General features: G+C 71.7%; 9 protein-coding genes and 4 pseudogenes. 5 read left to right on the top strand and 8 right to left on the bottom strand.

Annotated elements, in window-relative coordinates:
• Positions 1-53 precede the first annotated feature (53 nt).
• Positions 54-137: pseudogene (locus FRZ03_RS41155) on the top strand (hypothetical protein); the annotation flags it as partial.
• 31 nt (positions 138-168) lie between these two features.
• Here FRZ03_RS41155 and FRZ03_RS40135 read toward each other — a convergent pair.
• Positions 169-375, bottom strand: a complete 207-nt coding sequence (locus FRZ03_RS40135; protein ID WP_261398737.1) for a hypothetical protein — start codon at positions 373-375, stop codon at positions 169-171.
• A 277-nt stretch (positions 376-652) separates the two neighbouring features.
• Here FRZ03_RS40135 and FRZ03_RS08825 point away from each other — a divergent pair, with 277 nt between their 5' ends.
• Positions 653-1,045: a VOC family protein gene (locus FRZ03_RS08825; RefSeq protein WP_146464604.1), complete on the top strand. Its 393-nt coding sequence runs from the start codon at positions 653-655 to the stop codon at positions 1,043-1,045.
• 235 nt (positions 1,046-1,280) lie between these two features.
• Here FRZ03_RS08825 and FRZ03_RS08820 read toward each other — a convergent pair.
• The 3 genes and pseudogenes from FRZ03_RS08820 to FRZ03_RS08810 all read right to left on the bottom strand — a co-directional run.
• Positions 1,281-1,421, bottom strand: a pseudogene (locus tag FRZ03_RS08820) (SDR family oxidoreductase); the annotation flags it as partial.
• A 64-nt stretch (positions 1,422-1,485) separates the two neighbouring features.
• Positions 1,486-1,644, bottom strand: a pseudogene (locus FRZ03_RS40130) (Imm21 family immunity protein); the annotation flags it as partial.
• 970 nt (positions 1,645-2,614) lie between these two features.
• Positions 2,615-3,559: a GlxA family transcriptional regulator gene (locus tag FRZ03_RS08810; RefSeq protein ID WP_146464603.1), complete on the bottom strand. Its 945-nt coding sequence runs from the start codon at positions 3,557-3,559 to the stop codon at positions 2,615-2,617.
• 72 nt (positions 3,560-3,631) lie between these two features.
• Between FRZ03_RS08810 and FRZ03_RS08805 the strand changes: the two genes are divergently transcribed.
• From FRZ03_RS08805 to FRZ03_RS08795, 3 genes are all read left to right on the top strand, one after another.
• Entirely contained in the window at positions 3,632-4,321 is a 690-nt protein-coding gene (locus FRZ03_RS08805) for an HD domain-containing protein (protein ID WP_146464602.1), read from the top strand.
• Positions 4,322-4,485: 164 nt separating this feature from the next.
• On the top strand, positions 4,486-4,911 hold the full coding sequence (locus tag FRZ03_RS08800) for a RidA family protein (protein ID WP_146464601.1): 426 nt from the start codon (positions 4,486-4,488) through the stop codon (positions 4,909-4,911).
• 58 nt (positions 4,912-4,969) lie between these two features.
• Positions 4,970-6,205 carry an MFS transporter gene (locus FRZ03_RS08795; RefSeq protein WP_146464600.1) on the top strand — a complete coding sequence of 412 codons (1,236 nt, stop codon included), beginning with the start codon at positions 4,970-4,972 and terminating at the stop codon, positions 6,203-6,205.
• Positions 6,206-6,268: 63 nt separating this feature from the next.
• On the opposite strand, the pseudogene FRZ03_RS41150 reads toward FRZ03_RS08795, so the two are convergent.
• From FRZ03_RS41150 to FRZ03_RS08775, 4 genes and pseudogenes are all read right to left on the bottom strand, one after another.
• Positions 6,269-6,591, bottom strand: a pseudogene (locus tag FRZ03_RS41150) (transposase); the annotation flags it as partial.
• 26 nt (positions 6,592-6,617) lie between these two features.
• A complete protein-coding gene (locus FRZ03_RS08785; protein ID WP_146464599.1) occupies positions 6,618-8,081 on the bottom strand; it encodes an amidase in 1,464 nt (487 codons plus the stop codon).
• Between the two features lie 861 nt (positions 8,082-8,942).
• Positions 8,943-9,350 (bottom strand): HNH endonuclease family protein, encoded by a 408-nt coding sequence (locus FRZ03_RS08780; protein WP_398659964.1) that lies wholly within the window; start codon positions 9,348-9,350, stop codon positions 8,943-8,945.
• 103 nt (positions 9,351-9,453) lie between these two features.
• On the bottom strand, positions 9,454-11,610 hold the full coding sequence (locus FRZ03_RS08775) for a PTS fructose transporter subunit IIABC (RefSeq protein ID WP_146464597.1): 2,157 nt from the start codon (positions 11,608-11,610) through the stop codon (positions 9,454-9,456).
• Positions 11,611-11,616 lie beyond the last annotated feature (6 nt).

Below are 11,616 nucleotides of genomic sequence, written 5' to 3'. Positions count from 1 at the left end.
CGGCCCCGCAGGTCGCGGCCGGTCTCGGCCTCGGAACGCCGCCCGCGTACGACGTGACGGCGGCCTGTGCCGGCTTCGTCTACGGACTCTCGGTGGCCGCCGGCGTGATCGCGGCCCAGCTCGCGGACCGGGTCCTGGTGATCGGCGCGGACCTGTGGTCCACCCGGCTCAACCCCGAGGATCGGGCCACCCCCGTCCACCTTCGGCGACGGCGCGGGGGCCGCCGTACTGGAGGCGGGACGGGAGTCCGAACCCGGCGCGCTGCTCGGCTTCGACCTCGGCAGCGACGGTCTCCACCGCGAAGTCGCCCGGGTGCCGGGTGGCGGCTCGCTCCCACTGGCCGATCCGGCCGCGGGGTTCCAGCAGAGCGACCACTCCCTGGCCATGCGCGGCAAGGAGATCTTCACCCACACCGTCGGCCGGATGAGCGGGTCGTCAGGGCGGCTGCTCAAGCAGGTCGGCTGGGAGGCCGGGACGTGGACTGGTTCGCCGGCCTGGGCGCTCGCCGCGGTCGGCGATCGAACGAGCTGCCGCCCGCACTGCGGAACGCGGCGAATCCACACAGCGGGACCTTTGCGGAGACTCACCGCCGCCGACTGAATCCGGCGTCCGGGGATATCCGCAGAGGCAGGCCACCAACCCGGGAGGAAGCATGACTTTGGTGAAGGCGGGACTCGTGGTCCTCGACTGCGCCGAGCCCGAAAAACTCTCCTTGTTCTACAGGGAGTTGCTGGGAGGCGAGCAGACGGGCGCGTCCGCCAACCTCGTGGAGATCCGCGGTGCCGACGGCATCCGGCTGGCCTTCCGCCGCGACGTGAACGCCACCTCGCCCAGCTGGCCGCGCCCGGAGAACTCCCTCCAGGCCCATCTCGTCTTCCTGGTCGAGGACATGGACGAGGCCGAACGACGGGTGGTGGGACTCGGAGGCCGGCCGACCGACACCAAGGACCCGGCGGGGCCGTACGAGGAACGCGGATACGCCGATCCGGCCGGTCACTCCTTCACCCTGCGCCTGGTGCCCATCACGGCGCCCAAGCAGGGCTGAACCACTGGCGCCCCGCCACGACCGGGCGGGTCACCCCCGTCGCGGGGCGATCCCCGGAGCGAGGACGACCAGCCGGCACCACGCGTGCCGGTGACGCACCGAGGCCCGGATGACGACCACCCCGCCACCCTCGCCGTGGGCCGACGACCCGACGGCGGGCCCCCGTTGGGGAGAACGATCTGCTGCGGGCGCCCCCGTGCAGTGCAGGGGGGCGCCTGTGTGGGCGGGGTGCGGATCAGAGCTGGGAGCCGCCGCCGTCCACGGGGAGTTCCGCGCCGGTGGGAAAGGTGGCCTCGAAGGCGAGGAAGGCCATCGTCCGGGCGACCTCCTCCGGGGTGCCCATCCGCCGCATCGGGTTCTCGGCGGCCACCTGCGCGTTGGTCTTCGGGCAGGTAGCAGCTGGTGGCCGGCTCGGCCGCCAGCACGAGTGCCTGCGCACCGTTCTCGTCAACGGTGATCACACCAGCCAGATCGTCCACCGCGCAGGCCCGGTCGTAGTCGTCTGCAGCGGTGGCGTCTCCCGCCATGACCCCGGTCTCCGTGCATCCGCGCCATGCAGCCAGAGCGGAGGCGGGGATGACGATCAAAGGTCCGCCCATCGACTCCACCCAGACAGGAGAGGTGTGGGACGCGTTGGCTGCGGTGGACGAAGAGGAACTCATGCCGTCACTGTGCCCTCGCCCACTGACAACGCCCACGCCGCTCAATCGTGCCCGGCACAGGGAGACAGACCGGCGCTTGCCGCAATCAGCGGTTACGGGGCAGCCTTTAGCATAGCCAGGGCGTGGCGCTGGCACATCGGCCACGCAGTCACCGAGTCGCGCGGCTTAGTCCTCCCAAACGGTGCACTTGGTCTTCCCGGCGTGATGCCCACAGGCACGGAAGAAGCGCTCTGCTCCTTGGTTGTAGGTCCAGTTGAGGGCCAGTGTGTGAGTATCGTGGCCGCTCCGGATCTTGTATGGGCCGCATACTTCACTGGGCGCAACGCGGACAATCTGCCGCAGCTTTGCATGTCGCCCAGCCGGTAAGCAACGGCTTCTCTGCGCGAGCGAACAAATCTGGATAAGCAGCGAGGAAACGAGCCTCCTCCAGCCAGACCTGTCGCCTCTCACCTTTCGTTCGGCCTCCCCCCTGCAGGTGGCTGTGCACTTGCCGGCTCCACCTACTACTTGGCAGCGAGAACCTGCACAGCTTCCACCCACGCCTTCGGCTCGGCGCGGGCCTGATCGGCGAGGAATGCGCTGCGGGCGAGCGCCGCCGCGGTGGCCTCGTCGCGGCGGTCGCCAGCTCGCGGCAGAGCCGGACCACGCCGGCAGCCGGCCGGGCAGAAGAATCAGCGCCTGCTCGACGGCGACCGTCTTGCCCAGGCCCGTGTCCCCGTACACACAGCACGTCCCGCGGGCCGCGACCGTATGCCCCGCCACCTCCGCCACACCGGCCACCTGCCGTGTGGGCACCAGCCGGGCCCCCGGCACATACAACCGCACACCGCCGCCCCGCGCCCCCGCATCCGCGGCGCTCTCCGGAACCGGCACGTCGGCGGGCGGCCCGGTCGGCGCCCGAGCGGTGTCACTGAGTGAAAGTGCGTCGGTAGGCGGTGGGGGTGGTGCCAAGGGTCCGCCGGAAGTGCAGACGCAGGTTCGCCGCTGTGCCGAGGCCGCATTCCCGGGCCACCTGCTCCACCGAGTGGTCCGTGGTCTCCAGTAGTTCGCGTGCCTTGCCGAGGCGGGCGCCCAGCAGCCACTGGAGGGGTGTTGTACCCGTTTCCGTGGCGAACCGGCGCATGAAGGTGCGCGGTGAGACACCACTGTGCCGGGCGAGGACCTGGAGTGTGAGCGGCTCGTCGAGGTGGCGCAGCGCCCAGCTCCGGGTTTCGGAGAGGGAGGCCTCCCCGGCTTCGGTGACCGGAGCCGGTATGTACTGGGCCTGCCCGCCGTCGCGGTGCGGCGGGGCCACCAGGCTGCGGGCGATCCGGTTGGCCGCGGTCGCCCCCAGGTCGCGGCGCACGAGGTGCAGGCACAGGTCGATGCCGCAGCACACGCCGGCCGACGTGAGCACGTCTCCCTCGTCGACGTAGAGCACGTCGCGGTCGACCGTGATGGACGGGAAGTTCCGCTCGAGTTCGCCGGTGTGCAGCCAGTGTGTCGTGGCATGCAGTCCGTCCAGGATGCCTGCCTCGGCCAGCGCGAAGGCGCCGGTGCAGATCGACACCACGCGTCGGCCCCGCTCGCGCGCCTGGACCAGCGCGTCGAGCGCCTCCTCCGACGGCCGTACCAGCGGCTCCCTCCCCGGCTCGTACCCCGGCACGATCACGGTGTCGGCGGCGCGCACGTGGTCCATGCCGCCTTCGGTCACGAGGGAGAAGCCGGTGGAGGTCGTCACCGTGGAGCCGAGCCCGCACACGGTCATCTCGTAGGGGGTCTCCGGGCGGGTGTTGAAGATCTGTGCCGGGATCGCCAGGTCGAGCGGAGTGACACCGTCCAACGCCAGGATCGCGACTCGGTGGGGCGTCATGGCAATATTCTATCGATAGCTGTCAAGGTTGCCACTCACCTGGTCAGGGGGGTGCGTGCCAGCCTGGTGGACATGACCGGATCGACTCGCAGCCAGGTGGACCCCGAGACGGTCACCGACCTGATCGCGCTGCCCGACACACCGCTCACCGGTGCTGTCGTACAACTGATCAAGCCGGTGGAATCGCCCTCGGTGTTCAACCACAGCATTCGCACCTACCTGTTCGCCCGGCTCGTGGCCGCGCGCCTCGGACTGGCCGCGGGCAGAGACTACGAAGACGACCTGCTGTTCGCGGCCTGCACGATGCACGACCTCGGTGTGGCGCCGGACGGTCCGCACACCCAGCGGTTCGAGGTCGAGGGCGCCGACCGGGCTGCCGCCTTCCTCCGCGCGAACGGACGGTCCGAGGCAGACGCCGACGAGGTCTGGCAGGCCATCGCCCTGCACACCTCCTCGGGCATCGCGGAGCGCCGCGGGACGCTGTGCGTGCTCGTACGCGAAGGCGTCGCGCTCGACTTCGGCGGCCCGATGGGCAATACCTACGCCGACGTCCTCAGCGATGAGCAGGCTGACGTCGTCCACGCCGCCTACCCGCGGCTGGAGATGATCCGTTCGCTCACCGACGCGATCGTCGCGCAAGCCGCCAAGAACCCAAGGAACGCCCCGCGTTACGCGATACCCGGTGAATTCCTTCGGGAACGCGAGGCCTACGGCCGGACCCGGATGGAGCACGCCTGCAGCTCCTCCCGGTGGGGGAACTGACCGGCCCCGCCCGGTCCGCCACCCGGTCGAAGAAGACGACTCGGAAGTGGGCTCACAGGCCGGCGCAGAAGCCGGCTCTGAAGTCGCCCCACACGTCGGCACACCAGTCAGCACCGAAGTCGTCACACACTCGGCGCAGACACCAGAGAGAAGGACACACCGCAATGCCCATCCACCACGTAGAGGTCCCCGACAACTCGCCGGTCTTCGGAGGGACCACCAGCGCCTTCGCGCGCTTCGGCCATGCCCCCGCGGTCCGTTCGCACAGCCACCTGTTCATCTCGGGCCAGATCGGCCGTCGCCCCGACGGCGTCCCGGGGGAGACCGTCGAGGAGCAGACAGAGCTCGCCATCCGGCGCCTCGAGGAGATCCTGCGGCTGGAGAACCTCGACCTCGGCGATCTGGTGGACGTGACCAGCTATCACGTCGACATCCGCGAGAACATGTCCGGCTTCCTCGCGGCCAAGCAGCGCCTCATCAAGGCTCCCTATCCCGCCTGGACGATCATCGGAGTCAGTGGCCTCGCCAGCCCGGAACTCCTCGTCGAGATCCAGGCGACCGCCGCCTACCCCGATGACGCGGCCCGATAGAGCACTGCTCCGGGGCCCGGTCCGCCCCGGGCCCAGGAGCAGTGCCGTGAGGTGTGTGATGAAGACCACGACGCCACCGAGTGACGTCCCCTTGGCCGTCCGGCGTACGGGCGGCGCAGGCCTGGCGCTGTTCGCGTCGATCATCGTCTCGTTCCTCGCCGCGTCGAGCGCGCCGACGCCGGTCTACGCCCTCTACGCGACCCGGTGGCATTTCTCCCCGATCACCACCACCGTTGTCTTCGGCGTGTACGCCGTCGTCGTCCTGGCCGCGCTGCTCGTGCTCGGCCGGGCGTCCGGCCACCTCGGCAGCAAGCCGGTGCTGCTGACCGCGCTGGCCCTCCAAGCCATCGCCATGGTGGTGTTCAGCGAGGCCGGCGGCGTCGGCGCGCTGATCGCCGGGCGAGTGCTGCAAGGCATCGCCACCGGCGGCGCCCTGGGCACGCTGGGCGCGGCGATGCTGGACATCGACCGGGAGCGCGGCACCCGTGCCAACGCCATCGCCCCGGGGCTGGGGTCCGGCGTCGGCGCACTGGTGTCGGGTCTGGTCGTCCAGTACCTGCCGGCCCCCACGCACCTCGTCTACCTCGTATTCCTCGGTGTCTTCGCCCTTCAGGCCGCCGGGGTCGCCGTGCTGCCGGACACCGGGGACCGGGCACCCGGGCTGCGCTCCTCCCTCGTGCCCGAACTCGCGGTGCCACGACATCTGCGCGCTCCGTTGCTCGCGGTGGCCCCGGTGATCTTCGCGGTGTGGTCGCTCGGTGGCTTCTACGGCTCGCTCGCCCCGGCGCTGGCCCGCGAACTCTCGGGCTCGGGCTCCGCGGTGATCGGCGGTCTCGGCCTGTTCGTCCTGACCGTGGTCTCGTCCGCCACCGCCGTCTCGCTCGGGCGCACGCCCCCCAGGACCCTGATGTTCTTCGGCATCACGCTGCTCGTGGTGGGATCGCTCGTGACCCTCACGGCCGTCGGACTCTCCTCGTTCGCCGGATTCTTCGCCGGTGCCTTCGTGTCCGGGGTCGGATTCGGAGCCGGGTTCCAGGGAGGGATGCGTACCGTCGTGCCCCTGGTCGCCGAGCACGAGCGTGCCGGTGTTCTGTCGACGGTCTACGTGGTCTGCTACCTGGGCATGGGCCTGCCCGCCGTCATCGCCGGGGTCCTCGTCGTGCACGGCGGCGGCCTCGCGGCCGCGACCCGGGACTATGCGTGGTTCGTGGTGGCGCTCGCCCTCATGACGCTGATCGCCCTGCCACGCCTCAAAGCGCCGGCCGCGACCGGATGCCAGGACACACCAGGCTGAGGGGCGGGTGGCCGGGAGCCTTCAGGCGCCGGAGTCCCCACGTGTGGAGGACGGGTCCGAGGCGCCGTCCCGGTCGGTCACGGACGCCGGTGTGACCAGCACGGTCAGGAGAAGTCCGAGCGTGTCGGCGAGCAGGTGCCGCTTGCGACCGTTGATCTTCCTGCCCGCGTCGAAGCCCCCGTGAGCCGAAGGTGACGATGACGTCCGCCTTCATCGCCTGCGAGTCCACGACCCCCGCCCTCGGCTCGGCGCTGCGACCTTCACCGGCGCGGACGGCTTCCCGCAGCCGATCGTGCAGCTCGGTGACCAGTCCCGTATCTCGTGACCAGTCCCGTATCCGGCCAGCGGGCGAAGAAGGCGTAGACGCGCGGCCAGGGCGGGAAGTCCGGGACAGCTGATCAGCTGGAAGCCCTCACGCGGAGAACGGGGGGCGCGCGCCGGACCACGGAGCGGCTCGCTCCAGCTGGGAGGCCAATCGGATCAGCACGTCCTCCCGGCCGTGCGCGGCGACGAGCTGCACGCCGATGGGGAGTCCGTCGGAAGTGCGGTGCAGGGGCAGGGAGACGGCGGGCTGGCCGGTGACGTTGAACGGCAGGGTGAAGGCGATACTTCCTGCGACATCGGCCACCAGGTCCATCGGGGCTTTCGCGTCCGGGGCGAGCTCACCGAGGCGCGGCGGCGGAGTGGGCAGCGTCGGCGTGAGCAGGACGTCGACCTCGGTCTCCCACAGGCCGGCCACACCTCGTGCCCACTTCTGCCACGCCTGTATGCCGGAGAGCCACTGCGCGGCCGTGACCGAGCGGCCCGCCTCCGCGAGCGCCCCGTTCATCGGCTCCAGGTCGGCGGGTTCGAGCTGTTCGCCGAGACGCTGCGACCACTGCTCCAACTCCCAGGCGAGTATGGCCGAGAAGAGGGTGGGCAGGGCCTGGAACAGCTCGGGTGCGTCCAGCGCCGCCGCCGGTGTCGGCTCGACGTGGTGGCCGAGGCCGTCGAGCAGCCGGGCCGCGTGCTCGACCGCCGCCACACATTCCTTGTGGGCCGGGTCGGTGGCACCCGGCGGGATCGAGCGGAACCCGATCCGCAGTGCGCCCGGATCGACTCCGACCTCCTCGCGGTAGGGCCGCGTCGGGGGTGCCGCCGCGTACGGGTCGCCGACTGCCGCACCGGCTGTCACGTCGAGCACGGCGGCGGTGTCCCGCACCGACCGGGTCAGCACGTGCTCGTGTGTCACCCCTCCCCAGTACTCGCCGTACTGTGGCCCCAACGAGGACCGTGCCCGAGTGGGCTTCAGTCCGACGACGCCGCAGGCGCTGGCGGGCATCCGTATCGAGCCGGCCATGTCGTTGCCGTGCGCCACCGGGACCATGCCGGCGGCGACCGCCGCCGCCGACCCACCGCTCGAGCCGCCAGGCGATCGATCGAGGTCCCACGGGTTGCGCGTCGCCCCGTGGGCCAACGGCTCCGTGGTCACACTGGTGGCCAGCTCGGGAAGGTTCGTCCGGCCGCAGAAGACGAAACCGGCCGACCGGAACCGTGCCGCCAGGGTGGAGTCCTCATGAGCCCGCCAGTCGCGGTCCCGCAGCGCGCGCATCCCCCCGTAGTACGGATCACCCGCGGTCTGGCACAGGGCGTCCTTCAGCAGCATCGGCACGCCGCGGAACGGGCCATGGGGCAGCCCGGACGCCTCCGCATCGGCGAGGGCCTTCTCATACAGGGGCGTGATGACGGCGTTGAGTGTGCCGTTGAGCCGCTCTATCCGTTCGATGGCGGCCTCGACGAGTTCACGCGGCGTCAGCAGACCGCGCCGCACCAGGTCGGCCTGCGCCGTCGCGTCCAGCCAAGCGAGTTCCTCGCTCGACACGGGGTTCTCCGTCATGTGCCCGCCTTCCCTCGGTTCTGCCTCTGCCGCGAAACGTCACAAAGCACCGTCGTGGCCACCGCGTTCGGAGCCCATTGTTCCTGAACTGGTGGGCAGCAGTCCGTCCTGTCACCGATCATGGTGGTCCTGCCGGTGGACCGATCCGGTCGCGGGGCGGAAGACTCGCGGGCATGGCGCCTCTGCGGTTCTCACGGCAGACGGCCTGCCGTTGTGGCGAGCACTCCGCCGTGTGGTGCTGACCGATGCGCACGAAACAAGCGCCCGCCTGGCAGGCACCAGGAACCGAGCATCAATCGGCGGGGCTGGGGACTTCGTCAGCACGTGCGCCGGAGCCGAGGGTTCGCCGCGGGGCCGAAGGCGCCGCCGCGTGAGCGCCGAGGACGCCACGGGTCCGCAGCTCCTCCACGTCGGGCAGACGGACTCCGGGAAGGGCGTCGAGCAGGTCGGTCTGGGCGGCGCGAATGCTGTGCGGGGCCTGAGGGCCGACGCCAAGAGTGCGGCGGGCAGTCACGCGGCCATCGTACGGGGGCTGTGCCGCCATCAGGCCCCTTACGTGGGCGGCGGGTTCGGCAACTGGGCTCCAGCGCGCACGGCCTGCGCGCCGGTGCGTACCGAGGTGCGGTGTCCGGCCGTCACCGGCGTACTGCCGGCGGCGGCCCGGTACCCGGTTGCCGGCGCTGCTTCTCGTGCTCCCGGCGGTGCGGGCCGGGCAGGGCCGCCGCCGGGCGGAGCCCAAAGCGGCCGGGCCTCGTTGGCGCGGCATGGGGCCGGGCCTCGCTGGCTCGGCGTGGGGCGCCGGCCGGCCCCCTCCGGCTGCTCCGGAGTCGCGGCCGGCCGGCTCGGTACTACCGGCCAGGGTCACGGTGATGGGGTGTTGGGGCACTTGCAGAGCTGGTCGGCCCGGGCGTCGTGCTCGGCGGCGTCGATGGTCAGGCCCCGGCGGGTCTTGTCCGCCACCCAGTCGGTCACGTACGTGCACCGGTAGCCGGCAGCCGGGGGGAGCCACGTGGTGGGGTCCTGGTCCGCCTTCGACCGGTTCGACGCGGCCGACACCGCGATCAACGCCCGGTCGTCCCCGAGGTCGTTGGCGTAGGCCTCCCGCACCGCCGCGGTCCAGGCGGAGGCGCCCGAGTCCCAGGCCTCGGCGAGCGGGACCAGGTGGTCGATGTCCAGGCCCCTGGGGCCGCTGATGCAGCGGTCGTCGTCGGGCGGGTACCACTCCCCCTCCGTCGGCGTGCACCTCTCCCCCTGCACCGGAGTCGCCAAGTGAACACCACGGTCCGGGGCATCGGCCCCGGACCATGACGTATCTCCCAGGTGACGTGAACTGCTCACAGCAACCCGAAGCGGCAGGGCCGCGTCGGGGCCGTCAGGCGGCCACCGGCTGCTCGCGGTCGGCCGATCCGGCCCGCGCCGCCTGCTCGTGCTCGTCCTTCTCCCGCTCGCCGCCCGGGGCGCCCGGGGCGGAGCCGCGCAGACTCTTGAGGACGACCACCAGGGCCGTCGAGGCGCACACGCCGGCCGCGACGGCGATCAGGTAGAGGAAGGGGTTGCCGATCAGCGGGACCACGAAGACGCCGCCGTGCGGGGCGCGCAGGGTGGCGCCGAAGGCCATCGACAGGGCTCCGGTGAGCGCGCCGCCCACCATCGCCGACGGGATGACCCGCAGCGGGTCGGCCGCGGCGAACGGGATCGCGCCCTCGGAGATGAAGGAGGCGCCCAGGACCCAGGCGGCCTTGCCGTTCTCCCGCTCGGTCTCGGTGAACAGCCGGCCGCGCACGGTGGTGGCCAGGGCCATCGCCAGCGGCGGCACCATGCCCGCCGCCATCACCGCGGCCATGATCTTCATCGCCGAGTCGCTCGGGTCGGAGACCGCGATCCCGGCGGTGGCGAAGGTGTAGGCGACCTTGTTGACCGGGCCGCCGAGGTCGAAGCACATCATCAGGCCGAGCAGCGCGCCGAGCAGCACGGCGTTGGCGCCGCTGAGCCCGGACAGCCAGTCCGTCATGCCCTTCTGCGCGGTGGCGATGGGCTTGCCGATGACGACGAACATCAGGAACCCGACGACGGCCGAGGAGATCAGCGGGATCACCACCACCGGCATGATGCCGCGCAGCGCCTGCGGTATCCGCACTCGCTGGATCGCCGTCACCACCGCGCCGGAGATCAGTCCGGCCGCCAGGCCGCCGAGGAAGCCGGCGTTGATGGTCAGCGCGATCGAACCGCCGACGAAGCCAGGGACCAGGCCGGGGCGGTCGGCGATGCCGTAGGCGATGTAGCCGGCCAGGACCGGGACGAGGAAGGCGAAGGCCACCCCGCCGATCTGGAACATCAGCGCGGCCCAGCTGTCGGTCTGGGTCCAGACGAAGTGGTCCATGACCGAGGGGGCCTTGTTGACCTTGTAGCCGCCGAGCGCGAAGCCGATCGCGATCAGCAGACCGCCGGCCGCGACGAACGGGACCATGTAACTGACGCCCGACATGAGCCACTTGCGCAGCTTGGTGCCGTAGCCCTCGCCGGGTTCGCCGGTGCGTTCGACCGGGGTGCCGGCGGCGGCCGGGGCGGTCGTCTCACCCCGGGCGGCCTTCTGCCGGACCTCGGTGATCAGTTCGCCGGGGCGGTTGATGCCGGCCTTCACGCCGACGTCCACGGTCGGTTTCCCGGCGAAGCGGTCCTTGTCCCGTACGGGGACGTCGTGGGCGAGGATCACGCCGTCCGCCGCGGCGATCAGCGCCGGGTCGAGGCGGGTGAAGCCGGCCGAGCCCTGGGTCTCGACGACGAGTTCGACGCCCGCCTCCCGGCCGGCGTTCTCCAGCGACTCGGCGGCCATGTAGGTGTGCGCGATGCCGGTGGGACAGGAGGTGACGGCGACGATCCTGAAGGGGTGCTCGGGGGTGGGATCGGCGGTGGCGGGGTCCGTGGTGTCCTTCGGGGCAGGTGCTTCCGAGGGGGCGCGGGCCGCGTCCGGCGTGCCCGCCTCCGCCGGGGCGGCGTCGTCGGCCGGGGAGGTCTGCGCGGAGCCCGAGGCCGCCTCACCCGAGGGCGGGGCCGCCTCCGTCTGCGCCGCTGCGGCCTCCTGCGGAGTCACCTCCCCCCGGATCAGCGCCGCCGCCGTCGCCGTGTCGGCGACCGAGCGCAGCGCGGCCGTGAACTCGGCGTTCATCAACTGGCGGGCCAGGGCGGACAGGATCGTCAGGTGGGCGTCGTCCGCACCCGCCGGTGCGGCGATCAGGAAGACCAGGTCGGCGGGGCCGTCCGCGGCGCCGAAGTCGATCCCGGCGGCGCTGCGCCCGAAGGCGAGCGTCGGCTCGGTGACGTGCGCGCTGCGGCAGTGCGGGATGCCGATGCCGCCGTCCAGGCCGGTCGGCATCTGCGCCTCGCGGGTGGCCACGTCGGCGAGGAAGCCCGCCAGGTCGGTCACCCGGCCCAGGGCCGCCATCCGCTCGGCGAGGGCGTGCGCCGCCGCTTCCTTGGTGTCGGCGGACAGGTCGAGGTCGACCAGGTCCGCGGTGATCATCTCGCTCATCGCGGG

It is taken from the genome of Streptomyces misionensis, from assembly GCF_007896895.1.
GTDB lineage: Bacteria > Actinomycetota > Actinomycetes > Streptomycetales > Streptomycetaceae > Streptomyces > Streptomyces misionensis_A.
Note: the sequence above shows the minus strand (reverse complement) of the source record. Positions and strands in the feature narration are given on the sequence as shown.

Excerpts from the sequence above, each read along its gene's own strand:
- FRZ03_RS08825 (WP_146464604.1), top strand. The coding sequence starts at position 653 with ATGACTTTGGTGAAGGCGGGACTCGTGGTCCTCGACTGCGCCGAGCCC.
- FRZ03_RS08775 (WP_146464597.1), bottom strand. The coding sequence starts at position 11,610 with ATGAGCGAGATGATCACCGCGGACCTGGTCGACCTCGACCTGTCCGCC.
- FRZ03_RS08795 (WP_146464600.1), top strand. The coding sequence starts at position 4,970 with ATGAAGACCACGACGCCACCGAGTGACGTCCCCTTGGCCGTCCGGCGT.
- FRZ03_RS08810 (WP_146464603.1), bottom strand. The coding sequence starts at position 3,559 with ATGACGCCCCACCGAGTCGCGATCCTGGCGTTGGACGGTGTCACTCCG.
- FRZ03_RS08805 (WP_146464602.1), top strand. The coding sequence starts at position 3,632 with ATGACCGGATCGACTCGCAGCCAGGTGGACCCCGAGACGGTCACCGAC.
- FRZ03_RS08785 (WP_146464599.1), bottom strand. The coding sequence starts at position 8,081 with ATGACGGAGAACCCCGTGTCGAGCGAGGAACTCGCTTGGCTGGACGCG.
- FRZ03_RS08800 (WP_146464601.1), top strand. The coding sequence starts at position 4,486 with ATGCCCATCCACCACGTAGAGGTCCCCGACAACTCGCCGGTCTTCGGA.